The sequence below is a fragment of the Pseudomonas sp. SK genome (genome assembly GCF_012975065.1).
Classification (GTDB): domain Bacteria; phylum Pseudomonadota; class Gammaproteobacteria; order Pseudomonadales; family Pseudomonadaceae; genus Aquipseudomonas; species Aquipseudomonas anuradhapurensis.
Map to the genome: position 1 here is coordinate 5,098,371 of NZ_CP051857.1, position 22,681 is coordinate 5,121,051.

19 protein-coding genes and 1 riboswitch are annotated in these 22,681 nt (G+C 63.8%); of the genes, 11 read left to right on the forward strand and 8 right to left on the reverse strand.

Features of this window, described 5'->3' with window-relative positions; genetic code table 11:
* Nucleotides 1-105: 105 nt before the first annotated feature.
* Nucleotides 106-2,103 (reverse strand): transketolase, encoded by a 1,998-nt coding sequence (gene tkt, locus HG549_RS23275; RefSeq protein WP_170033134.1) that lies wholly within the window; start codon nucleotides 2,101-2,103, stop codon nucleotides 106-108.
* Nucleotides 2,104-2,331: 228 nt separating this feature from the next.
* Here tkt and HG549_RS23280 point away from each other — a divergent pair, with 228 nt between their 5' ends.
* From HG549_RS23280 to HG549_RS23295, 4 genes are all read left to right on the forward strand, one after another.
* Nucleotides 2,332-3,324 (forward strand): metalloregulator ArsR/SmtB family transcription factor, encoded by a 993-nt coding sequence (locus tag HG549_RS23280; RefSeq protein WP_170033136.1) that lies wholly within the window; start codon nucleotides 2,332-2,334, stop codon nucleotides 3,322-3,324.
* Nucleotides 3,325-3,342: 18 nt separating this feature from the next.
* On the forward strand, nucleotides 3,343-4,533 hold the full coding sequence (metK, locus tag HG549_RS23285; RefSeq protein WP_170033138.1) for a methionine adenosyltransferase: 1,191 nt from the start codon (nucleotides 3,343-3,345) through the stop codon (nucleotides 4,531-4,533).
* Nucleotides 4,534-4,679: 146 nt separating this feature from the next.
* On the forward strand, nucleotides 4,680-6,380 hold the full coding sequence (gene ligB, locus HG549_RS23290; RefSeq protein ID WP_170033140.1) for an NAD-dependent DNA ligase LigB: 1,701 nt from the start codon (nucleotides 4,680-4,682) through the stop codon (nucleotides 6,378-6,380).
* A gap of 132 nt (nucleotides 6,381-6,512) precedes the next feature.
* Nucleotides 6,513-6,905, forward strand: coding sequence for a DUF1090 domain-containing protein (locus tag HG549_RS23295; protein WP_170033142.1), 393 nt, complete (start codon nucleotides 6,513-6,515; stop codon nucleotides 6,903-6,905).
* Nucleotides 6,906-6,975: 70 nt separating this feature from the next.
* Here the strand turns inward: HG549_RS23295 and HG549_RS23300 are convergent, their stop codons facing one another.
* On the reverse strand, nucleotides 6,976-7,434 hold the full coding sequence (locus tag HG549_RS23300; RefSeq protein ID WP_170033144.1) for a cytochrome c: 459 nt from the start codon (nucleotides 7,432-7,434) through the stop codon (nucleotides 6,976-6,978).
* Between the two features lie 119 nt (nucleotides 7,435-7,553).
* Here HG549_RS23300 and HG549_RS23305 point away from each other — a divergent pair, with 119 nt between their 5' ends.
* Nucleotides 7,554-8,705, forward strand: a complete 1,152-nt coding sequence (locus HG549_RS23305) for a murein transglycosylase A (RefSeq protein ID WP_170033146.1) — start codon at nucleotides 7,554-7,556, stop codon at nucleotides 8,703-8,705.
* Between the two features lie 109 nt (nucleotides 8,706-8,814).
* Here HG549_RS23305 and HG549_RS23310 read toward each other — a convergent pair whose 3' ends face one another.
* Both HG549_RS23310 and HG549_RS23315 read right to left on the reverse strand, forming a co-directional pair.
* Nucleotides 8,815-9,201, reverse strand: coding sequence for an MAPEG family protein (locus HG549_RS23310; RefSeq protein WP_170033148.1), 387 nt, complete (start codon nucleotides 9,199-9,201; stop codon nucleotides 8,815-8,817).
* Between the two features lie 28 nt (nucleotides 9,202-9,229).
* On the reverse strand, nucleotides 9,230-10,063 hold the full coding sequence (locus tag HG549_RS23315) for an EamA family transporter (protein ID WP_170033150.1): 834 nt from the start codon (nucleotides 10,061-10,063) through the stop codon (nucleotides 9,230-9,232).
* Nucleotides 10,064-10,557: 494 nt separating this feature from the next.
* Here HG549_RS23315 and HG549_RS23320 point away from each other — a divergent pair, with 494 nt between their 5' ends.
* Nucleotides 10,558-11,793, forward strand: coding sequence for a sodium:proton antiporter (locus tag HG549_RS23320; RefSeq protein ID WP_170033152.1), 1,236 nt, complete (start codon nucleotides 10,558-10,560; stop codon nucleotides 11,791-11,793).
* A gap of 33 nt (nucleotides 11,794-11,826) precedes the next feature.
* Here HG549_RS23320 and HG549_RS23325 read toward each other — a convergent pair whose 3' ends face one another.
* The gene (locus HG549_RS23325; protein ID WP_009399312.1) at nucleotides 11,827-12,228 is read right to left on the reverse strand and encodes an acyl-CoA thioesterase; all 402 of its coding nucleotides are present in this window, start codon (nucleotides 12,226-12,228) and stop codon (nucleotides 11,827-11,829) included.
* Between the two features lie 178 nt (nucleotides 12,229-12,406).
* Nucleotides 12,407-12,503: riboswitch (S-adenosyl-L-homocysteine riboswitch) on the forward strand.
* A 20-nt stretch (nucleotides 12,504-12,523) separates the two neighbouring features.
* On the opposite strand from HG549_RS23325, the gene ahcY reads away from it, so the two are divergent.
* The 5 genes from ahcY to HG549_RS23350 all read left to right on the forward strand — a co-directional run bounded on the left by ahcY (nucleotide 12,524) and on the right by HG549_RS23350 (nucleotide 19,063).
* Entirely contained in the window at nucleotides 12,524-13,933 is a 1,410-nt protein-coding gene (ahcY, locus tag HG549_RS23330; RefSeq protein ID WP_170033154.1) for an adenosylhomocysteinase, read from the forward strand.
* Nucleotides 13,934-14,094: 161 nt separating this feature from the next.
* Entirely contained in the window at nucleotides 14,095-14,940 is an 846-nt protein-coding gene (metF, locus tag HG549_RS23335; RefSeq protein ID WP_085621759.1) for a methylenetetrahydrofolate reductase [NAD(P)H], read from the forward strand.
* A gap of 90 nt (nucleotides 14,941-15,030) precedes the next feature.
* Nucleotides 15,031-16,098 (forward strand): hypothetical protein, encoded by a 1,068-nt coding sequence (locus HG549_RS23340; protein ID WP_170033156.1) that lies wholly within the window; start codon nucleotides 15,031-15,033, stop codon nucleotides 16,096-16,098.
* Between the two features lie 80 nt (nucleotides 16,099-16,178).
* Nucleotides 16,179-16,967, forward strand: a complete 789-nt coding sequence (locus HG549_RS23345) for an ABC transporter substrate-binding protein (protein ID WP_170033158.1) — start codon at nucleotides 16,179-16,181, stop codon at nucleotides 16,965-16,967.
* Nucleotides 16,968-17,188: 221 nt separating this feature from the next.
* Nucleotides 17,189-19,063: a DEAD/DEAH box helicase gene (locus HG549_RS23350; protein ID WP_170033160.1), complete on the forward strand. Its 1,875-nt coding sequence runs from the start codon at nucleotides 17,189-17,191 to the stop codon at nucleotides 19,061-19,063.
* 195 nt (nucleotides 19,064-19,258) lie between these two features.
* On the opposite strand, the gene HG549_RS23355 is transcribed toward HG549_RS23350, so the two are convergent.
* From HG549_RS23355 to HG549_RS23365, 3 genes are all read right to left on the reverse strand, one after another.
* Complete coding sequence (locus HG549_RS23355; RefSeq protein WP_170033162.1) at nucleotides 19,259-19,837, reverse strand: YceI family protein; 579 nt, start codon at nucleotides 19,835-19,837, stop codon at nucleotides 19,259-19,261.
* 34 nt (nucleotides 19,838-19,871) lie between these two features.
* A complete protein-coding gene (locus tag HG549_RS23360; protein WP_170033164.1) occupies nucleotides 19,872-20,423 on the reverse strand; it encodes a cytochrome b in 552 nt (183 codons plus the stop codon).
* A 210-nt stretch (nucleotides 20,424-20,633) separates the two neighbouring features.
* Entirely contained in the window at nucleotides 20,634-22,496 is a 1,863-nt protein-coding gene (locus HG549_RS23365) for a flavin monoamine oxidase family protein (RefSeq protein ID WP_170033166.1), read from the reverse strand.
* Nucleotides 22,497-22,681: the final 185 nt, after the last annotated feature.

The following is a 22,681-nucleotide window of genomic DNA, read 5'->3' on the forward strand; positions in this document are numbered from 1 at the left end:
GGGGCTGCATGCGCAGTACCCTGTAGGCGCGGCCCTGTATCGCGATGGAGGGCAAAGCCCTCCCCTTGCACGACCTGGAGGGCGTCACCGCCCTCCATCTTCACATCAGTCTTCCAGCAGCTCTTCGGCAGTACCGAGGATGTTCTCGACGGTGAAGCCGAACTCTTCGAACAGAGCCGAAGCCGGCGCCGACTCACCGTAGGTGGTCATGCCGATGACGCGACCTTCCAGGCCAACGTACTTGTACCAGAAGTCGGCATGGGCGGCTTCGATGGCAATGCGCGCCCCCACTTCCAGCGGCAATACCGACTGCTTGTAGGCAGCGTCCTGGGCATCGAACACGCTGGTGCACGGCATGGAAACCACACGCACCTTGCGGCCTTGCTCGGTCAGCTTGTCGAACGCCTGAACCGCCAGGCCCACTTCCGAACCGGTGGAGATCAGGATCAGCTCAGGCTCGCCGGCGCAGTCCTTGAGCACGTAGCCGCCGCGGCTGATGGCGGCGATCTGCTGGGCGTCACGCGCCTGGTGCTGCAGGTTCTGGCGCGAGAAGATCAGTGCCGAAGGGCCGTCCTTGCGCTCCAGGGCGTATTTCCAGGACACGGCGGATTCCACCGCGTCGGCCGGGCGCCAGGTGTCCAGGTTCGGCGTGCTGCGCAGGCTGGTCAGCTGCTCGATCGGCTGGTGGGTCGGGCCGTCTTCGCCCAGGCCGATGGAGTCGTGGGTATAGACGTGGATCACCCGCTGCTTCATCAGCGCCGACATGCGCACGGCGTTGCGGGCGTATTCCATGAACATCAGGAAGGTCGCGCCGTAAGGCACCAGGCCACCGTGCAGGGCAACGCCGTTCATGATGGCGGTCATGCCGAACTCGCGCACACCGTAGAACACGTAGTTGCCACTGGCATCGTTGGCTTCGACACCCTTGCAGCCCTTCCACAGGGTCAGGTTGGAACCGGCCAGGTCAGCCGAACCGCCGAGGAACTCGGGCAGCAGTGGGCCGAAGGCATTCAGGGCGTTCTGGCTGGCCTTGCGGCTGGCGATGGTTTCGCCCTTGGCCGCCACTTCGTTGATGTAGGCCTGGGCCTTCTCGCTGAAGTCGGCCGGCAGCTCGCCGGCAGCACGACGCTGGAACTCGGCAGCCAGCTCCGGATAAGCCTTGGCATAGGCCTCGAAACGCTGGTTCCACTCGGCTTCAGCCTTGGCACCGGCAGCCTTGGCGTCCCACTCGGCGTAGATGTCGGCCGGGACTTCGAACGGGCCGTGGTTCCAGTTCAGCGCCTGGCGGGCCAGGGCGATTTCGTCGTTGCCCAGTGGTGCGCCGTGGCAGTCTTCCTTGCCCTGCTTGTTCGGCGAGCCGAAACCGATGATGGTCTTGCAGCAGATCAGGGTCGGACGATCGCTCTTGCGGGCGGTCTCGATGGCGGTCTTGATCTCGTCGGCGTCATGGCCGTCGACATTGCGGATCACCTGCCAGTTGTACGCTTCGAAGCGCGCCGGGGTGTTATCGGTGAACCAGCCGTGCACTTCGCCGTCGATGGAGATGCCGTTGTCATCATAGAAGGCGATCAGCTTGTTCAGGCCAAGGGTGCCGGCCAGCGAGGCGACTTCGTGGGAAATGCCTTCCATCATGCAACCGTCGCCAAGGAACACGTAGGTGTTGTGGTCGACGATGTTGTGGCCGTCACGGTTGAACTGGGCGGCCAGCACTTTCTCCGCCAGGGCGAAGCCCACGGCGTTGGCGATACCCTGGCCGAGCGGGCCGGTGGTGGTTTCGACGCCCGGGGTGTAGCCGTATTCCGGGTGGCCCGGGGTGCGGCTGTGCAGCTGGCGGAAGGCCTTGAGGTCGTCGATCGACAGGTCGTAGCCGGTCAGGTGCAGCAGCGAGTAGATCAGCATCGAACCGTGGCCGTTGGACAGCACGAAGCGGTCGCGGTCGACGAAATTCGGGTTGCTCGGGTTGTGCTTCAGATAGTCGCGCCAAAGCACTTCGGCGATATCCGCCATGCCCATGGGGGCACCTGGGTGGCCGCTGTTGGCCTTTTGCACGGCATCCATGCTGAGGGCACGAATGGCGTTGGCACGTTCACGACGGCTGGGCATCGCTGATCTCCTGGGGGGCTTGAATAGGTGGTGTCACGAAAAAGGCGGCCATTTTCGCCCACTGGGGGGGCTTGGGGCAATGACGTATGGTCGCAGTCGGGGGATTTTCCTGTGATCGGGCTTCAATTCGGGGCAAAACCGGGCGAACCGTCCCGCTCATCACCCAATATCAAAACTTTTTGATATTGCCCTTGCTAGGGCAACGATGCCTGTCTAGACTGCCGCCCCATGAACCTTCGTGCGCAATTGATCCCCGAGCAATGCGAAGCATTGGCTGCCTTGTGCAAAGCCAGTGGCGACGCGTTGCGCCTGAACGTGTTGCGCGCCCTGGCCAACGACTCGTTCGGCGTGCTGGAACTGGCGCAGATCTTCGGCGTTGGCCAATCGGGCATGAGCCACCACCTGAAGGTGCTGGCCCAGGCCGAGCTGGTCGCCACCCGCCGCGAAGGCAACGCCATCTTCTACCGCCGTGCCCTGCCCGACAGCTTGCGCCTGGGCGGCAGGCTGCATGCGGCACTGCTCGAAGAGGTCGACGACCTGGCCCTGCCAGCCGAGGTGCAAGCGCGCATTGCCCAGGTACAGCAACGTCGTGCCGCCACCAGCCAGGATTTCTTCCTGCGTGTGGAAGAGAAGTTTCGCGCCCAGCAGGACCTGATCGCCGGCCTGCCGCAGTATCGCGAAAGCCTGCTGGCGCTGCTCGACAAGCTGAATTTCGACCCGGCCGCCAGTGCCCTGGAGGTCGGCCCCGGTGACGGCGGCTTCCTGCCAGACCTGGCACGCCGCTTTGCCCGGGTCACCGCGCTGGACAACAGCCCGACCATGCTCGAACTGGCACGCCAGGTCTGCGAACGTGAACGTCTGGGTAATGTAAACCTGCAGTTGGCCGATGCACTGGGTGCAACGGATGTGGAAGCCGACTGCGTTGTGCTGAACATGGTCCTGCACCATTTCAGCGATCCGGCCCTGGCCCTGCGCCAGCTGGCCAAGCGGGTGAAGGCAGGCGGCAGCCTGCTGGTCACCGAACTGTGCAGCCATGACCAGGGCTGGGCGCGGGAAGCCTGCGGCGACCTCTGGCTCGGTTTTGAACAGGACGACCTGGCCCGTTGGGCCACGGCAGCCGGGCTGGCCCCGGGGGACAGCCTGTACGTGGGCTTGCGTAACGGTTTCCAGATCCAGGTCCGCCATTTTCAGCGGACGGCTGGCGACATACACCATCGGTAAATTTCAGGAACCTTCGAGATGAGCGAATACTCCCTTTTCACCTCCGAGTCCGTGTCCGAAGGGCATCCGGACAAGATCGCCGACCAGATTTCGGACGCCGTCCTTGATGCCATCATCGCCCAGGACAAATACGCCCGCGTAGCCTGCGAAACCCTGGTCAAGACCGGTGTTGCCATCATCGCCGGCGAAGTCACCACTTCGGCCTGGGTCGACCTCGAAGACCTGGTGCGCAAGGTCATCATCGATATCGGCTACAACAGCTCCGACGTCGGGTTCGACGGCGCCACCTGCGCCGTGATGAACATCATCGGCAAGCAGTCGGTGGACATCGCCCAGGGCGTGGACCGCTCCAAGCCGGAAGACCAGGGCGCGGGTGACCAGGGCCTGATGTTCGGCTATGCCAGCAACGAAACCGAAGTACTGATGCCGGCACCGATCTGCTTCTCGCACCGTCTGGTCGAGCGCCAGGCCGAAGCGCGCAAGTCCGGCCTGCTGCCATGGCTGCGCCCGGACGCCAAGTCGCAGGTCACCTGCCGTTACGAAAACGGCAAGGTGGTCGGCATCGACGCCGTGGTGCTGTCGACCCAGCACAACCCTGAGGTTTCGCAGAAAGACCTGCAGGAAGCGGTGATGGAGCTGATCGTCAAGCACACCCTGCCGGCCGAACTGCTGCACAAGGGTACCCAGTACCACATCAACCCGACTGGCAGCTTCATCATCGGTGGCCCGGTGGGTGACTGCGGCCTGACCGGGCGCAAGATCATCGTCGACTCCTACGGCGGCATGGCCCGCCACGGTGGTGGCGCGTTCTCCGGCAAGGACCCGTCCAAGGTCGACCGCTCCGCCGCCTACGCTGGCCGTTACGTGGCCAAGAACATCGTTGCCGCCGGCCTGGCCGAACGTTGCGAGATCCAGGTTTCCTACGCCATCGGCGTGGCCCAGCCGACCTCCATCTCGATCAACACCTTCGGTACCGGCAAGGTTTCCGATGACAAGATCGTCCAGCTGGTGCGCGAGTGCTTCGACCTGCGTCCATACGCCATCACCACCATGCTCGACCTGCTGCACCCGATGTACCAGGAAACCGCCGCCTACGGCCACTTCGGTCGTACCCCGCAGCAGAAGACTGTCGGCGACGACACCTTCACCACCTTCACCTGGGAGCGTACCGACCGCGCCCAGTCGCTGCGTGACGCTGCCGGCCTGTAACTTTTCCTGCAGCGCTGGGCAAAAGCCCCTGCCGATTGATCGGCAGGGGCTTTTTTGTGACATATCGGCTGACAAACCCTGCGTGGCGTCGCGCACCTGGCCTGCCTAGGCTGAGGTCTCCCACACGCCATGCAAGGATGCTGGCCATGCCACTCATGCTGTTGTTTACCCTGCTGCTGATACTCCAGGCCCCGCTGACGCGGGCTGGTCAATGCCCCGACTGGGGCGCGGAGCAAGCCGCCACTGAAACCGCCCAGTTGCGCAGCACGCTCGCCCGCTGGGATGACCACTACCATCGCCAGGGCGTTGCGCTGGTGGCCGATGAGTTATACGACCAGAGCCGCCAGCGCCTGGCCCACCTGCAGCAGTGCTTTGGCCTGGCGCCCACTGCATCGCCCCTGGCCAGTGCCCGCGGGCCGGTCCCCCACCCGGTACCGCATACCGGGGTCGACAAGTTACCCGACCAGCAGGCCGTGGTCCGCTGGCTGGCCGGCAAGCGTGGGGTGTGGGTACAACCCAAGGTCGATGGCGTAGCCGTCACCCTTGTCTACCGGCAGGGCCGCCTGGTGCAATTGATCAGCCGCGGCGATGGGGTGCAAGGGTATGACTGGAGCCGCCACATCCCGAGCCTGGGCGCAATCACCCGGCAGCTGCCGCAGCCCGTGGACCTGCTGTTGCAAGGCGAACTGTACTGGCGCCTGGACGCGCATGTGCAAGCCCGGGCGGGCAGCGCCAACGCCCGCAGTACGGTGGCCGGGCTGCTGGCACGCAAGGTGTTGAGCAATGAGCAGGGCAATGGCATCGGCCTGTTCGTCTGGGACTGGCCACAAGGCCCCGAGCAACAGGCCGAGCGCCTTGCACAGCTGGCACAACTGGGCTTTCCCGAAAGCCAGGACTACAGCGTCGCCATCGACACAGCGCAGGATGCCGCCCATTGGCGCGATCATTGGTACCGCACCGCCCTGCCCTTCGCCAGCGATGGTGTGGTCCTGCGCCAGGGCAACCGGCCGTCCGCCGAGCGCTGGCAGGCCAGGGCGCCCTACTGGATCGCAGCCTGGAAGTACCCTTACCTGCAGGCGTTGGCCGAAGTTCGCGAAGTCCGCTTTCGCATCGGCCGCACCGGCAGGGTTACGCCGGTGCTGCAGGTGCTGCCAGTCACCCTCGATGACCGGCGGATCACCCAGGTAAGCCTGGGTTCGCTGGCACGTTGGCAGAGCCTCGACATCCGTCCCGGTGACCAGGTCGCGGTGAGCCTTGCCGGGCTGACCATCCCGCGCCTGGAACAGGTGGTGCACCGCGCCGTAGAGCGCCAGCCAGTCACCGCGCCGCAGCCCGGCCAGTATCATGCGCAGAGTTGCTGGCAGGCCGTGGCCGGCTGTGAGGAGCAGTTCAGTGCCCGGCTCACCTGGCTCAGCGGCAAACAGGGGCTGGCACTGCCGCGCATGGGCCCTGGCACCTGGCGCCGTCTGGTGGCCGCCGGGCTGGTGACGTCGATGACCGACTGGCTGCATCTGGACGCCGAGCGCCTGGGCCTGGTCGCGGGGATCAGCGACGCCACGGCGGCGCAGTTGCTGGGCAGTTTCGCGCAAGCCCGCTCACGGCCCTTTGCCCAATGGCTGCGTGCACTTGGTGCCCCCACACCAGCAGGCTTGGCGGTGACCGGCAACTGGCCCGAGCTGGCTGCGCGCACCGCCGCCGAATGGCAAGCCTTGCCCGGTATCGGCGAAAAGCGCGGGCAACAGCTTGTGGAATTCTTCACCGGCCACGAGGTTCAAAGCATCGCCAGCCAGCTCGGCATGGCCGGCATCGACGGGTTTCGGGTCGAGGGCCAGGGCATCGGGCAATGAATTTTTACCCATTTACCTGCAGGACCATTCCGAGATTCCACCAGAAAGGCGTAACAAGGGTTTCTAAATGAGCAAAACCAAGGCAGGATTTCCCCCAACTTTTGCTGCCCCGCCCCGTCAAGGAGGCTTTTCATGAAACGTATTTCGACCCTTTTCCTGCTGGCGACAATTGGCCTGGCCGCTGGCGCCGCACAGGCTGCCGAGCCGGATGCCGGCCTGACTGGCTGCGCGGCCAAGCGCAGCGCCATCGAGAACCAGCTGAAGATTGCCCGTGACCAAGGCAACAGCGGCCAGGTCTCGGGGCTGGAAGAGGCGCTGCGTGGGGTCGACAACTGCACCGATGCCGGCCTGCGCAAGGAACGCGAGCAGAAAGTGCTCGAAGCCCGTCACGAAGTGGCGCAGCGCGAAAAGGACCTGAAAAAGGCCGAGAAGAAAGGCGATTCCGAGAAGATCAACAAGCGCAAGGACAAGCTGGCCGAGTCGCGCAAGGAACTGCAGGAAGCGGTGGAAGACCTGGACCGCTAAGGCCGGCGACAAACGCGATCACTGCCGGCGTGGCCTTGTGTCGCGCTTGCAGCCAGAGCCTTGCAAGCCATCAATGGTTACGAAATTCGCTATGACAGGCCTTGCACGCCGCTTCGACCTTGTCCATCGGCGCCTTCAATTGCGCAGCGTCGAGCGGTTGGTTGCGGGTGACATCGACCAGTTCGCCAGTGACGCCTTCCAGTTGCCGGGCCAGGTCATGAAAACGTGCCTGGCGCTCCCATACCTCGGCGCGTGCGCTGCTGTCGCCACCATCACGCACCTGTGGAAAGTGCTGCCAGGGCTGGCGCGCGAGGTTGTCCAGTTGCTGAGCGCCGGCGGCGAACTTCACCCCGTCGAAGGGCAGCCGGCCACGCAACATGCCGCCAAGGTCTTCGCTGGTTCTGAGCATGTCCTTGAAGATTACCTTGCGCTTGCCCAACGGCGAGTTGGGGTCGACCCGGTCGCAACCACTCAAGGCACCGCCCAGGGTCAATGCTGCCAGCAGAACAACGGTCAATCGCTTCAACATCGCACTCACTTCGGCCTACGCAAAGGGGCGGCCAGTATCGCCGCCCACAGGCCAAACACCAATAGCCACATGAAAAACAGGGGCGAATATTCATCTTCGCCCATGACAGGAATACACACATGAAATCAGCCCTGCGCCATCTGGCCTGGACGCTCCCGGTGCTGGCTTTGCTGGCCGGTTGCAACGGCGGCGAGAACGCCAGGCCGGAGCCCCACGCCATTGCCACCTACGTCCCGGCCACCTGGAACGACCTGCCGGCCGTCAGCGACGAAGACTTGCTAGCCGGCTTCTATGCCTGGCGCAGCGGCTGCGAGAAGCTCGTGCGCGACCCGGTGTGGGCGGCCACCTGCGAAGCCGCCGGCAGTGCCACCGCCAGCGCCGCCCAGGTGCGCACATTCCTCGAGCAGAACCTGGAGGTATACGGCCTGCGCTCCGCCGAGAACAACGCCCACGGCCTGATTACCGGCTACTACGAACCGGTCTACCCCGGCAGCCTCAAGCAATCGGCAAGCAACCACGTGCCGGTCTACGGTATTCCTGATGACATGATCGTGGTCGACCTGGCCAGCGTGTACCCCGAGCTCAAGGGCAAGCGCCTGCGTGGTCGCCTCGACGGGCGGGTACTCAAGCCTTACGACACCGCCGAGGTCATCAACCGCAACGGCGTAAAGGCACCGGTGCTGGCCTGGCTGACCGACCCTATGGACTTGCAGTTCCTGCAGGTGCAGGGCTCCGGTCGGGTGCAACTGGAGGACGGCCGCCAGCTGCGCCTGGGCTACGCCGACCAGAACGGCCATCCATACCGGCCGATCGGGCGCTGGCTGGTGGAACAAGGCCAGCTGAAAAAGGAAGAAGTGAGCATGGGCGCCATTCACGCCTGGGCCCAGGCCAACCCGCAGCGGGTACCGGAGCTGCTTGCCAGCAACCCCAGCTACGTCTTCTTCAGCACCCGCCCCGACAGCAACGAAGGCCCGCGCGGTTCACTGAACGTGCCCCTGACCGCTGGGTACAGCGTAGCCATCGACCGCAAGGTGATTCCGCTGGGCAGCCTGCTCTGGCTATCCACCACCCGCCCGGACGCAACCCCGGTGGTACGCCCGGTGGCGGCTCAGGATACCGGAGGGGCAATTACGGGTGAGGTGCGGGCCGACCTGTTCTGGGGCACCGGCCCGGAAGCCGGGGAACTGGCCGGGAACATGAAGCAGCAAGGGCAGATCTGGATGCTGTGGCCCAAGGGCAAGCCGTTGCCTGAGGTGCCCAAGGTTCCCTGAGGTCAGGCGTGCCCGGTGGGGGCGCTCCCGCGAAAAGATCGCACGGTGCAGGGCACCGCTTTGCCGGTGGTCGCGGCAGAAGCCGCGCCCACGGGGAGCACGCCAGTTTTCAGATGGAAACCACGAAAAACGCCACGATCATCGCCATGCCGGCAAACCATACCAACGAGCGCAGCACGGCCCAGTCCGCCAGGTAGCAGATGATGTAGAGCAAGCGGCTGGTGATGTACATCACCCCCAGCACATCCTGGGTCACCTGCTCGGCATTGCCGACGATATCGGCCACCAGCACCGCCGCGGCAAACGCCGGAAAGGCCTCGTAGCTGTTCTGCTGGGCGGCATGCGCGCGACGTGGCAGGCCGGAAAGCGTATCCAGGAAAGCGCGCGGATCGTGGTTGTCTTTCAGGCCGAAGCGGCCACTGCTCACCTTGGCGACCAGGCCGCACAGGGGTGGCAGTACCAACGCGATCAGAATGCACCACAGGGCAACGGTCATAGGCAGGACTCCTTGTTCAGTCTTGAGGTCAAAGCTTCATTATCAACATGCCGGCCAACACCAGCCCGCAAGCTAGGAGTCTGGGCCGGCCAAAAGGTTCTTTGAGGTAGCGCATGCCCAGCACTACCACCAGGATCACGCTCAATTCCCGCAGTGCCGCCGCCTCAGCCACCGAGCCGAGGTGCATGGCCCACAGCACCAGGGCGTAACTGAGCAATACGCACAGCCCGACTGCCAGCCCCAGGCGCCACTGCAGGCGCCAGAACAGCACGAACGGCGCACGTCGCGCCACGCTGGCCAGCAATGGAAAGGGCCAGGCGCTGAGCAATGTCAGCCACACCAGGTAGTCCCAGGGCTTGCCCCACAGGCGCACGGCCTGGCCGTCAAACCAGGTGTAGCAGCCGATGCACAGGCCGATCAGGGCAACCACCGGCAGCATCGACCAGGGTAGCCGCTCACCGCCACCGCCCTGCCACAACAGGCAGGCCATGCCGCAGGGGATCAGCAGGATGCCGATGATCTGCTGCTGGCTCAGCGATTCGCCGGCAAAGGCCAGGGTCAGTGCCAGCACCACCAGGGGCGATAGCCCGCGCATCAGCGGGTAGACCAGCCCCAGGTCGCCGACGCGGTAGGCCTGGATCAGCAGGAAGCGGTACAACTGCTCGGCCAACGCCGACGCCAGCAGCCAAGGCCAGACGCTGGCCGGCGGCACCTCGGCGAAGGCCACGGCAAGCACCGCGAAAGCCAGCGCCACCGTGTCCATGCTGGCGATCACCAGCAGGCGCTCACCACTGAATTTGATCAGGGTATTCCAGGTCGCATGCAGCAAGGCGGCGATCAGTACCAGGGAAGTTGCCAGCACACCGTTGGGTCCTTGTGACGTTTTCGAGGGATGAATATATAGCGTTGGCGGTCGGGTTGCCTGGGATGTGTTCGGCGGTGGGGATTCAGCGCCTGTGAGATCGAGCGCCGCCCGCGCGGCGCATCGCGGATGAATCCGCTCCCACATTTGTTGCAACGTGCCGAACCTGTTACGCCATGGTTGCCAGCCCTGGCGCATGGCTTGAGCCTTGCAAACCGGCTGACAACCATGGCCTCACAGACATGGCCACGTTGCAACAGATGTGGGAGCGGATTCATCCGCGATGCGCCGCGCGGGCGGCGCTCGATCTCACAGGCGCTGAAAATATCGTGACCTGCACCTCGCCGCCATAATTGCACCCTCCAGCTGTAAACACCCGGAACGCTTCCAGCAATTCTGGTCAAATCCTGTGCCCCGAAGCCCTCGCCAGATCATCAAAGAACTGCCCGAGCCATTCGGGTTATGACTTGGAAGCCACTGCTACAGGATTCGGGATGCTTGAACTAGTTGCCGCATTTATCTGCCTCACCACCCTCCTCACCTATGTGAATTACCGTTTCATCGGCCTGCCCCCCGCCATTGGCGTGATGGTTACGGCGCTGCTGTTCTCCCTGATGCTGCAGGGCCTGAGCCTGATCGGCTTCCCCGGCCTGGAAGCACGCGTCGAAGGGCTGATGAACCAGATCGACTTCAACGACCTGCTGATGCACTGGATGCTGGCCTTCCTGCTGTTCGCCGGCGCCTTGCACGTCAACCTCGCCGACCTGCGCAGCTACCGTTGGCCGATCGGCCTGCTGGCCACCGTCGGTGTGCTGATCGCCACCGTGGTCATCGGTTACCTGTCGCACTGGGTGTTCGCCCTGTTCGGCTGGCAGGTGCCACTGATCTACTGCCTGTTGTTCGGTGCCCTGATCTCGCCCACCGACCCGATCGCGGTGCTTGGCGCGCTGCGTACCGCCAATGCCTCCAAGCCGCTCAAGACCACCATTGTCGGCGAATCGCTGTTCAACGATGGCACCGCAGTGGTGGTGTTCACCGTGTTGCTCGGCATCATCCGCCTGGGCGAAACCCCGAGCATGACCGACACGGCGATCCTGTTCGCCCGCGAGGCCATCGGCGGGGTAGTGTTCGGCGGCCTGATCGGCTACGCCACCTACCGCATGATCAAGAGCGTCGAGCAGTACCAGGTGGAAGTGATGCTGACCCTGGCGTTGGTCATCGGTGGCTCGGCCATGTGCTACGAACTGCACGTTTCGGCGCCGATCGCCATGGTGGTGGCCGGCCTGATCATCGGCAACCTGGGACGCAACCTGGCAATGAACGACATGACCCGCCGCTACATGGACGGTTTCTGGGAGCTGATCGACGACATGCTCAATGCCCTGCTGTTCGCGCTGATCGGCCTGGAGCTGTTACTGCTGCCGTTCAACTGGCTGCACCTGGCAGCCGGTGGCGTGCTGGCCCTGGCGGTGCTGCTGTCGCGGCTGCTGACCGTGGCCCCGGCGATCGTCCTGCTGCGGCGCTGGCGCCCGGTGCCCAAGGGCACGGTACGGGTGCTGACCTGGGGTGGCCTGCGCGGTGGGGTGTCGGTGGCCCTGGCGCTGTCGCTGCCTTTGGGCGAGGAACGTGACCTGCTGCTGTCGATCACCTACATCGTGGTGCTGTCGTCGATCCTGGTGCAGGGTTTGAGCATTGGCCGGGTGGTGCGCAAGGTCAGCGCCCAGCCATGAGGTTTTCGGGGCTGCTTTGCAGCCCCGAAATCGTCACTCCACCGCCGAATCCGGGAACTGGTCCTGGATATATTTGATCTCGGTGCGCCCGTGGGGCGCCGGCAGCCCGTCTTCGCCCAGGTTGACGAAGACCATCTTGTCGACCGTGAGAATGGCCTTGCGGGTGATCTTGTTGCGCACTTCGCACTTGAGGGTGATCGAGGTGCGGCCGAACTCGGTGGCGGTGATGCCAAGCTCGATGATGTCGCCCTGGCGCGAGGCACTGACGAAGTTGATTTCCGATATGTACTTGGTCACCACGCGCTGGTTGCCCAGCTGGACAATGGCGTAGATCGCCGCCTCTTCATCGATCCAGCGCAACAGGCTGCCACCGAACAGCGTGCCATTGGGGTTGAGGTCTTCGGGTTTAACCCATTTGCGGGTGTGAAAGTTCATCTGTACTCCTGACCTGCTTGGCTACGGTGTAGCAATGATGGCAGAGCGGTCGCTGTCGCTCCATTGAACATCGACTATCGTCGCGATTAATCGACAGAAAACCTTGGGCAAGCCAGCGGGCGCGGCTATAATCTCCGCCGCTTCACATGGTTGCCCACAGCGGTGCCATGCCCGCCACCCGTCCGAGGGGCGCTGCAGCAGGCTAGGCCTGTCAGGCTCGGATGGGGCGTTGTCCGCTCCCGCGGACGCTCAACGCACAACGGCGCCCATTCGCACATTACGAATGGAGGCTCTCATGAGCGCTGCAAACATGCCTGCTGGTTTTACCGATTACAAAGTCGCCGACATCTCCCTGGCCGCCTGGGGCCGTCGCGAAACCATCATCGCCGAATCGGAAATGCCTGCACTGATGGGCCTGCGTCGCAAGTACCTGGCCGAGCAACCGCTCAAGGGTGCGAAGATCCTGGGCTGCATCCACATGACCATCCAGACCGCCGTGCTGATCGAAACCCTGGTTGCCCTGGGTGCCGAAGTGCGCTGGTCGTCCTGCAATATCTTCTCCACCCAGGACCAGGCCGCCGCGTCCATCGCCGCCGCCGGCATCCCGGTGTTCGCCTGGAAAGGTGAAACCGAGGAAGAATACGAGTGGTGCCTGGAGCAGACCATCCTCAAGGATGGCCAGCCATGGGATGCCAACATGGTCCTCGACGACGGTGGCGACCTGACCGAACTGCTGCACAAGAAGTACCCGCAGGTACTGGAGCGCGTGCACGGCATCACCGAAGAAACCACCACTGGCGTGCACCGCCTGCTGGACATGCTGGCCAAGGGCGAGCTGAAAGTCCCGGCGATCAACGTCAACGACTCGGTCACCAAGAGCAAGAACGACAACAAGTACGGCTGCCGTCACAGCCTGAACGACGCCATCAAGCGTGGTACCGACCACCTGCTGTCGGGCAAGCAGGCCCTGGTGATCGGCTACGGTGACGTGGGCAAGGGCTCGGCCCAGTCCCTGCGCCAGGAAGGCATGATCGTCAAGGTCACCGAAGTCGACCCGATCTGCGCCATGCAGGCCTGCATGGACGGCTTCGAAGTGGTTTCGCCGTTCATCGACGGTATCAACAACGGCACCGAAGCCAGCATCGACAAGGCCCTGCTGGGCAAGATCGACCTGATCGTGACCACCACCGGTAACGTCAACGTCTGCGACGCCAACATGCTCAAGGCCCTGAAGAAGCGCGCCGTGGTCTGCAACATCGGCCACTTCGACAACGAGATCGACACCGCCTTCATGCGCAAGAACTGGGCCTGGGAAGAGGTCAAGCCGCAGGTGCACAAGATCCACCGCACCGGCGCCGGCAGCTTCGACCCACAGAACGACGACTACCTGATCCTGCTGGCCGAAGGCCGCCTGGTCAACCTGGGTAACGCCACTGGCCACCCAAGCCGCATCATGGACGGTTCGTTCGCCAACCAGGTACTGGCACAGATCTTCCTGTTCCAGCAGAAGTTCGCCGACCTGTCGGCCGAGAAGAAAGCCGAACGCCTGACCGTTGAAGTGCTGCCGAAGAAGCTCGACGAAGAAGTGGCCCTGGAAATGGTCCGCGGCTTCGGCGGCGTGGTCACCCAGCTGACCCAGCAGCAAGCCGACTACATCGGCGTTACCGTAGAAGGCCCGTTCAAGCCGCACGCCTACCGCTACTGACAAGCGGCAAGCTGCAAGCGGCAGACAGGTGCGAAAACGCCCCATGCCGCTTGCAGCCCAGGCTCAAACTTGTTGAACGATGCCCAAGCCAGATCGGCCATCACCGATCTGGCTTCTATTTGCAGCTTGCTGCTTGAGGCTGGCTGCTAGAGGAACGTCTGATGTCCCAGGAACGCCGCTACAGTTTCGAGTTCTTCCCGACCAAGACCGATGCCGGCCACGAAAAGCTGATGGGCGTCGCCCGCCAGCTGGCCGCCTACAACCCGGACTTCTTCTCCTGCACCTACGGTGCCGGTGGCTCGACCCGCGACCGCACACTGAACACCGTGCTGCAGCTGGAAAGCGAAGTGAAGGTGCCCGCCGCGCCGCACCTGTCGTGCGTGGGTGACACCAAGGCCGAACTGCGCACCCTGCTGGCCGAGTACAAGGCTGCCGGCATCAAGCGCATCGTCGCCTTGCGTGGCGACCTGCCTTCGGGCATGGGCATGGCCAGTGGTGAACTGCGCTACGCCAGCGACCTGGTCGAGTTCATCCGCCAGGAAACCGCTGACCACTTCCACCTGGAAGTGGCCGCCTACCCGGAAATGCACCCACAAGCGCGCAACTTCGAGGCCGACCTGGCCAACTTCGTGCACAAGGTCAAGGCCGGTGCCGACAGCGCCATCACCCAGTACTTCTTCAACGCCGACAGCTACTTCTACTTCGTCGAGCGCGCACAGAAGCTGGGCGTGGATATCCCGGTGGTGCCCGGCATCATGCCGATCACCAACTACAGCAAACTGGCACGCTTCTCCGACGCCTGTGGCGCCGAGATCCCGCGCTGGATCCGCAAGCAGCTGGAAGCCTATGCCGATGACACCGCCAGCATCCAGGCATTCGGCGAAGAGGTGATCACCCGCATGTGCGAACAACTGCTGCAGGGCGGCGCACCGGGCCTGCACTTCTATACCTTGAACCAGGCCGAACCGAGCCTGGCCATCTGGAACAATCTGAAGCTGCCGCGCTGAAATTTTTTGCAAAACCTGTTTAACAACCGATTAAGGCTTTGGTCATAGACTAAAGCCTTATTTTTTTCGGTTACACAGGTCTTGCCTGCCATGCAGCACTCGCATCCACAGCTCGTCTACCTGGCTTTTGGCCCGGCGACCTACCACCAGGAAGCCTGCTTCAGCATCATCAGCGCCCTGGCCCACCTGGACAGCGCAGCAGGCGAAGCCATGGACATCCAGGTCTACACCGACAACCCGCAGCCCTATGCCGGCCTGCCGGTAAGCGTGCACGTGCTCGACGAAGCCACGCGCCAGGCCTGGAACGCCCCTCACGGGTATCACTTTCGCAGCAAGCATGTGCTGCTGCGCCAAGTGCTGCAGCAACACCCACTGGCAGTGCTGATCGACACTGACACGTTCTTCCGCAAGTCGCCGCTGGAGCTGTTCGCCCGGGTAGCCCCAGGGCGCCTGCTGTGCAATGCCATCGGCGCACGCTATGGCAGCAACCAGAAATGCCTGCTGTACAAGAACCTGCTGGCCATCCTCGAGTCCCGCGGCCTTGCCGATTGCCAGATGCCGCTGGTCAACTCCGGGGTGATCGGCCTCACGGCGCAGGATGCAGGCACCCTGGACCGCTCCATCGCCATGATGGACGAGTTCCACCCGCTGGCTCGCGAGGCCTATACCCTCGAGGAATTCTGCCTGGCGGTGGCAGCCTACCGCACCCTGGAGCTGGCCGAATGCACCGACGTCATCCACCACTACTGGAGCCGCAAGGCGCAGTTCCGCGCCAAGATCCAGGCCTGGCTGCGCAAGCATGGCCATGACCCGCTGAGCGACGCCGCGCTGGCTGACGTGCACCTGGTCAACGACCAGCTGCCACGGCCGCCGGCCCTGCAACGCCTGGGCTACAAGGCACTGAGCATGACCCTGCCCAGCCACGAACGCCAGTTCGCCCGCGAGTTGCTGTATGGCTGCTACCACTACCCCAACGAGTTCGACCGTGCCTGTGCGCCGGCCTGGTGGGACAAGGCACTGGAAAACCTCAATGCCCGTCATGGCCACATGCAGCCCGAGCAACTGCGCCAGTGCCTGCGCCATCCGGGGCTGCGCCTGACATTGGGCGAGCGGCGCAAGGACATCGAGGCGCATCTGCTGCGGTCTTCGCAGGGCTGAACTGCCTGCAGGAGCGGCCTCGCTCACTTTGGATGCCGGGGGCGCTGGTCTTGAACAGACCGAGCTTGTAATCTCCGGCCATGCCGTACGTCGCCCGTCTGTTGTGGATCCTCTTGTTCGCCTGCCTGAGCCCCCTGGCCCTGGGCGAGCGCCTGCGCCTGGTGACCGATGACTGGGCACCCTACGTGTATCTACAGGACGGCCAGCTGCGTGGCATCGACTACGAGGTCACCACCCAGGTGTTCGCACGCCTCGGCATCGAGGTGGAGGTGCAGATCCTGCCTTGGAAGCGCTGCCTGGCAATGATCGAGCAAGGCCTGGCCGACGGCATCCTCGACGTCTTCCAGAATGAGTCACGCCAGCCCTACCTGGTTTACGCCGCCGAGCCCATGTCGGATGTCGAGTTCGTGCTGTTCCAGGCCAGTGCACGTCGCCATCCGGTCAGCAAGCTGGGCGATCTCGCCGGCTTCACCGTCGGCACCTCGCCCGGCTACAGCTATGGTGCAGCGTTCAACGAGGCCGCCTACTTCAAACGCGAAGCCGCCCCTACCCACCAAGCCAACTTCGGCAAGCTGGTCCTGGGCCGCATCGACCTGGCAGTCACCGACCGCAGGGTCGGCCATTACCTGCTGCGGCACCTGGGCCTGCAACAGCAAGTCGAGGTATTGCCGCTGGTGATCAACCGCCAGGCGCAATACCTGGCCCTGGTACGCAAGCCTGGGCGCGAGTTGCTGGCCCAGGCCTTTGCCGAAGAACTGCGGCGTTTCAAGCAGGAACCGGCCTACGCGGCAATCAGCCAGCGCTACACAGGCGACATCGGAAACATTCCCAACGCCGTTGAGCAGCAGGAAAGCAGCACGGCGCGATAGCTCTGTTATACTCGGGCCTTCCCGCCCGGCTCACGCCCGGACGCTCGGCCTCGCAACAGGCATCCCGATCGGCATCGACGCACCTTTTAGCGTCCACCCTCCGTTACTTGGATGTGCAGTGAAAGCCCAGCTGGACCGGACGCGATCGCATCCCACCGATGCCCGTCGCGCCAGGCAGAACATCCCACACGGGCCCAGCCCACACGAGAACAGGATTGCCCATGTCCTTTGCTTCCCTCGGTCTCTCCGAGGCTCTTGTCCGCGCTATCGAGGCTGCGGGCTACACCCAGCCGACCCCGGTGCAACAGCGGGCGATTCCCGCCGTGTTGCAAGGCCGCGACCTGATGGTCGCTGCACAGACAGGTACTGGTAAAACCGGCGGCTTCGCCCTGCCGATCCTTGAGCGCCTGTTCCCGGCCGGCCACCCCGACAAGTCGCAGCGCCACGGCCCACGCCAGCCCCGCGTGCTGGTCCTGACCCCGACCCGCGAACTGGCCGCCCAGGTCCACGACAGCTTCAAGGTGTACGCCCGCGACCTGCCACTGGTCAGCGCCTGCATTTTCGGCGGCGTCGGCATGAACCCGCAGATCCAGGCCATTGCCAAGGGTGTCGACGTCCTGGTCGCCTGCCCGGGCCGCCTGCTCGACCTGGCCGGCCAAGGCAAGGTCGACCTGGCCCATGTGGAAATCCTGGTACTCGACGAAGCCGACCGCATGCTCGACATGGGCTTCATCCATGACGTCAAGAAGGTACTTGCCCGCCTGCCGGCCAAGCGCCAGAACCTGCTGTTCTCGGCCACCTTCTCCAAGGACATCACCGACCTCGCCGACAAGCTCCTGCACAACCCGGAGCGGATCGAGGTGACCCCGCCGAACACCACCGTCGAGCGTATCGAGCAGCGCATCTATCGCCTGCCCGCCAGCCACAAGCGCGCGCTGCTGGCGCACCTGATCACCCTCGGTGCCTGGGAGCAGGTGCTGGTGTTCACCCGCACCAAGCACGGCGCCAACCGCCTGGCCGAATACCTGGAAAAGCACGGCCTGACCGCTGCCGCTATCCACGGCAACAAGAGCCAGAACGCCCGCACCAAGGCCCTGGCCGACTTCAAGGCCAACAGCGTGCGGGTACTGGTCGCTACCGACATCGCCGCCCGCGGCCTGGACATCGACCAGCTGCCCCACGTGGTCAACTTCGAGCTGCCGAACGTCGAGGAAGACTACGTTCACCGTATCGGCCGTACCGGCCGTGCCGGGCGCTCGGGCGAGGCCATTTCCCTGGTCGCGCCGGATGAAGAGAAGTTGCTCAAGAGCATCGAACGGGTAACCAAGCAGAAGATCCCGGACGGCGACCTGATGGGCTTCGACGCCAGCCAGGTAGAAGCGGAGAAGCCGGAAGTACGCGAGCGCCCGCAGAACAATGGCCGTGGCGGGCGTAACCAGCAGGCCCGTGGCGAAGGCGGCAAAGACGCCAACGGCGGCCGCAAGGACAAGGGCAAGGATAAAGGCAAGGCCAAGCAGCAGGCTGCGGACAAGCCGGCCGAGAAAGACAAGGCGGGTGACAAGCAACAGCCGCGCAAACCGCGCGACAAGAAGCCACGTCAGCAGCAGCAACAAGCCAGCACCAGCGTGCCGAAAGTGCCTGCCGACCGCGACCCGGAAGAGTTCCTGGACGACGAAATCGACAACTTCGGCAACCGTGCCGACTATGTCAGCCCGTACCAGAACGGCAAGGGCCAGGGTCGCAATCGCCGCCCGGGCGGCAATGCCGGCCAAGGCACCGGCCAGCGCAGCAACAGCGGTGGCCAAGGTCGTACGGGCGGCCAGCAGCGCAGCGGCGGTGGCGGCGAGAAACGCCCGGCCCGCGCCAACAATGGTGGCGGAGCCCGTCGTGATGGCGGCGCCGGCCGTGGCCGTCCCGCCCGCGACGATGTAACCCGGCAAGAGCCGGCCGTGCGCAACCCGCGCCAGCCGGAAAAACAACCGGTGATCATCCGCAAGGAATCCAAGCTCGACCGTTACCCGACACCCGAGCAACTGGATGACCTGCCAAGCCGTCCGCGTGGTGAGCGCCCGGCACTGCTGACCCGCAAGGGCTGACAGAGAGAAATACCGAGGGGCTGCTTCGCAGCCCTATCGCGACACAAGGCCGCTCCTACAGGAATAACGTAATGAGCTGCGCCCCAGATGGTGGACAGGTTTCCAACATCTGGGGCGCAGCTCATTACCCTGTAGCAGCGGCCTTGTGTCGCGATAGGGCCGCAAAGCAGCCCCTCGGTCTTCAGCAGGTCTGAATTACTTCTGCTTGACACCTTCGAGACTGATATCCAGGTCCAGGGTCTGCGAAGTAGCGCCCGGCCCTTTGATGCCGAAGTCGTTCAGGTTCAGCGTGGTGGTGGCATTGAAACCGGCACGCTCGCCACCCCATGGGTCCTTGCCTTCGCCGTTGAAGGTGGCCTTGAAGGTCACCGGCTTGGTCACGCCATGCAGGGTCAGGTCGCCGGTCACGTCAGCAGTCTTGTCGCCAGTCGGCTTGACGCTGGTGGAGACGAACTTGGCTTGCGGGTACTTCTTCACGTCGAGGAAGTCGGCGCTGGCGATGTGCTTGTCACGCTCGGCGTGGTTCGACCACAGGCTGGCGGTTTTCAGGTCGACATTGATCTTGCTGGCTTCAGGCTTGGCGCTGTCCCAGGTGAAGTTACCGTCGAAATCCTTGAAGGTACCGTGGATGAAGCTGTAGCCCAGGTGGCTGATCTTCCAGTCGACGAAGGCGTGCTGGCCTTCCTTGTCGATCTTGTACTCGGCAGCCATGGCCTGGCCGGCGGAGATCAGTGCGGTACCGAGCGCCAGAGCGGCAAAAGTCTTTTTCAACATCCTTACTTCCTTCCTATGCAATTGAGGTTGAGAGTCAAGCTTTGCGGCCCAGCATGCGGGTCAGGGTCGCGTCACGGTCGATGAAATGGTGCTTGAGCGCTGCCAGGGCATGCAGTACGGCAAAAATCACCAGACCCCAGGCCAGCCAGAGGTGAATCATCCCAGCCAGGTCGGCCTGGTCAGGCAGGTCGCTGACCAGTGCCGGCACTTCGAACAGGCCGAACACCGGTATACCCACGCCGTCGGCAGTGGAGATCAGGTAGCCGGCGATCATCACCGCGAACAGCCCGACGTACAGCGCCAGGTGCCCCAGCTTGGCGGCCAGGCGAGTGAATGCGCCGTGGCTGGCCGGTGCCGGTGGCGGCGGGCTGATGAAACGCCAGACTACCCGCAGCAGCATCACCGCCAGCAGGACCAGGCCGATGCTCTTGTGCAAGTCCGGGCCAGCCTTGCGCCAAGGGCTGTAGTAGTCGAGACCGACCATCCACAGGCCCAGGCCGAACAGGCCGAAGACTGCCAGAGCCACGCCCCAGTGCATGACGATGCTGACCACGCCGTAGCGAGAAGGTGAATTGCGCAGTTGCATGTTGACCTGTTTCTCCGTGAAAGCTGTGCACAGACTAACGCGAAACGTATCGAAGAAAAGCGGAAAAAATTGCTCTGGATTATCGAGAAATCCGATATTAATTCTGAAAGCTTCCCATTAAGGAAACATTAACGATACTGGGAGATCAGTGCTTGCCTGTATCGGCCCTATCGCCGGCAAGCCGGCAACAGGGTCGATACAATCAACGAATCAACCGGCCTTGGCCTGGGTATCGACCACGGCTTTCTTGGCAGGTGCAGACTTGGCAGTGGCCTTCCTGGTTTCGGCAGGCTTGCGAGCTGGCTTGTGCACGGGGGCACGTTTGGCGGGTGCGGCCTTGGTTGCCGCAGGCTTGGCCGGCGCTTCCTTGGCCACCGGCGCAGGTGCTGGCGCAACCGGGGCCGGTGCAACTTGCGGCGCTGGCGCAGGAGTCGGCGACACCGGTTCCGCCGTGGCAATCGGCTCGGCTTTCACTTCAGGCTTGTCCGCCCCGCCAAACAGCCGCGAGAAGAAGCCTGGCTTGTCCTGCTTGGCTTCTTCGACCTTTTTCGCCTCGGCTTTCGCGGGGGCCTTGTCGCCCTTGTCGGCAGAACCGCCGAACAGATTGGAGAAGAACCCGCCGTCCTTGTTCTGCTTGGCCGCCACGACGCCAGCCGCGGCAGCCGCCACCGGTGCCGCCTTGGCCGGGTCGAACGACTTGCCCGCCAGCAGGTCCTGCACCTGGTTCGCCGCACGCTGGCCACTGCGCAGGGCACCTTCCAGGGTACCGGGGTAGAGCGCGTCGGTATGCTCACCGGCAAAGGTGATGCGCTGCACCGGGCGCTCCCACAAGCGCCAGTACTTGCTGATCTGCCCCGGGCCATAGGCCAGGTAAGCGCCACCGGTACCGGCATCGGTGCTGTAACGCTTGACCTCGTAGCCAGTGAACGAACCACGGGCCTGCGGATAGAACGCGTGCAGGCGGATCAACACCTGGTCGACCATCTGCTTGTCACCGAACGCTTGCAGCAAGCGGGCATTGTCGCCCGACAGGTTGATCACCACGTTGGCGCCACCCTTGAGCGCCGGCTCGATCCACAGCATGCCCAGGCCGGCGTTACTGAAGATTTCGCCGGACATGCGCGCACGGCTTTCCCACACCGGTTTCTTGAACTTGAGCATCAGCTGGTCGCGCCAGCCATAGTTGGTGCCCTTGATCGCTGCCAGGTGCTGGCTGTCCAGGCTCGGGGTCATCTGGATCTTGGCCAGGGCGCGCAGCGGCACGGCCATCACCAGGTAATCCGCCTGGTAACCGACGCTGCCGACTTTGACCGTGACGCCGTCCTTGTCCTGGACGATGGCCGTCACAGGCGAATTGGTCTTGATGGTCTTCAGCTGCTTGACGAAGGCCTGGGCCAGCACCGGGCTGCCACCCGGCAGGCGCGCAGCCCGCAAGTCACGGTCGCTGACGCCACGGTAAACACGGTTCTGCTGGGCAAAGTACAGCAGCGACAGGCGCGACGGTTCATCGTAACGGGAACGGATCTGCTGGTTGATCAGCTGGCGGGCGGTGGCCGGCAGTTGCAGCTTGTCCAGCCAGGTGGAGACGTTGATCTGGTCGAGGGCGAACAGCGTACTGGTGGCTTGCGGATTCAGCGGATCGTCGATCGATCGCGCCAGGTCGTCGAGGGTTTTCTCGTAGCGCTTGATGGCCTCGGCAGTGGCCGGCTGCTTGCTGGCCAGGTCGGTGGCGCTGAAATACTCGCCGTCGATCAGGTAACCGGGGGTGCGCACGAATTCCGGTGCCGGCTGTGTTTCAATCTTGAAACGCTCGAGGTACTGGTTGAGCACCGGATGCGCCTTGGCATTGCCGATCCATTCGCTGGTGGCCAGGCCCGAGCGCCCGCCCATGCCTGGCTTGGCTTCCAGCAGTGTCACCTGCCAGCCCTTGTTCTGCAGCTCATAGGCGGCCGTGAGGCCCGCCAGGCCGCCACCCACGACGATTGCCGAAGGTGTCTTGTCCTTTGCCAGCGCGGCGCCGCTGGACACACCAATCAATACCAACGCGCACAGGCGCACCCAAGCAGCAGCCATGTCGGCGAACTCCGAGTCAGGGGTTACAGAAACGGGTAGAGGCAGGAATGCCCCGAGAGAGATGCGTTAAGAATACGTCAGGTCCGTCGGCCCTGCCAGCACAGCGACATCAAGTGCTTTTGCCAACTGACATTTTTGCCATTGACGCGGTCACCCGCAGGCTCGATTGCAGCGGCGCCCAGCGC

What these genes read in the sequence shown, in the direction of transcription:
- HG549_RS23320 (WP_170033152.1), top strand. Translation starts at nt 10,558, where the DNA reads ATGCTTGAACTAGTTGCCGCATTTATCTGCCTCACCACCCTCCTCACC.
- metF (WP_085621759.1), top strand. Translation starts at nt 14,095, where the DNA reads ATGTCCCAGGAACGCCGCTACAGTTTCGAGTTCTTCCCGACCAAGACC.
- HG549_RS23365 (WP_170033166.1), bottom strand. Translation starts at nt 22,496, where the DNA reads ATGGCTGCTGCTTGGGTGCGCCTGTGCGCGTTGGTATTGATTGGTGTG.
- HG549_RS23360 (WP_170033164.1), bottom strand. Translation starts at nt 20,423, where the DNA reads ATGCAACTGCGCAATTCACCTTCTCGCTACGGCGTGGTCAGCATCGTC.
- HG549_RS23310 (WP_170033148.1), bottom strand. Translation starts at nt 9,201, where the DNA reads ATGACCGTTGCCCTGTGGTGCATTCTGATCGCGTTGGTACTGCCACCC.
- HG549_RS23300 (WP_170033144.1), bottom strand. Translation starts at nt 7,434, where the DNA reads ATGTTGAAGCGATTGACCGTTGTTCTGCTGGCAGCATTGACCCTGGGC.
- HG549_RS23345 (WP_170033158.1), top strand. Translation starts at nt 16,179, where the DNA reads ATGCCGTACGTCGCCCGTCTGTTGTGGATCCTCTTGTTCGCCTGCCTG.
- HG549_RS23340 (WP_170033156.1), top strand. Translation starts at nt 15,031, where the DNA reads ATGCAGCACTCGCATCCACAGCTCGTCTACCTGGCTTTTGGCCCGGCG.
- tkt (WP_170033134.1), bottom strand. Translation starts at nt 2,103, where the DNA reads ATGCCCAGCCGTCGTGAACGTGCCAACGCCATTCGTGCCCTCAGCATG.
- HG549_RS23350 (WP_170033160.1), top strand. Translation starts at nt 17,189, where the DNA reads ATGTCCTTTGCTTCCCTCGGTCTCTCCGAGGCTCTTGTCCGCGCTATC.
- HG549_RS23325 (WP_009399312.1), bottom strand. Translation starts at nt 12,228, where the DNA reads ATGAACTTTCACACCCGCAAATGGGTTAAACCCGAAGACCTCAACCCC.
- ahcY (WP_170033154.1), top strand. Translation starts at nt 12,524, where the DNA reads ATGAGCGCTGCAAACATGCCTGCTGGTTTTACCGATTACAAAGTCGCC.
- HG549_RS23305 (WP_170033146.1), top strand. Translation starts at nt 7,554, where the DNA reads ATGAAATCAGCCCTGCGCCATCTGGCCTGGACGCTCCCGGTGCTGGCT.
- HG549_RS23295 (WP_170033142.1), top strand. Translation starts at nt 6,513, where the DNA reads ATGAAACGTATTTCGACCCTTTTCCTGCTGGCGACAATTGGCCTGGCC.
- ligB (WP_170033140.1), top strand. Translation starts at nt 4,680, where the DNA reads ATGCCACTCATGCTGTTGTTTACCCTGCTGCTGATACTCCAGGCCCCG.
- metK (WP_170033138.1), top strand. Translation starts at nt 3,343, where the DNA reads ATGAGCGAATACTCCCTTTTCACCTCCGAGTCCGTGTCCGAAGGGCAT.
- HG549_RS23280 (WP_170033136.1), top strand. Translation starts at nt 2,332, where the DNA reads ATGAACCTTCGTGCGCAATTGATCCCCGAGCAATGCGAAGCATTGGCT.
- HG549_RS23355 (WP_170033162.1), bottom strand. Translation starts at nt 19,837, where the DNA reads ATGTTGAAAAAGACTTTTGCCGCTCTGGCGCTCGGTACCGCACTGATC.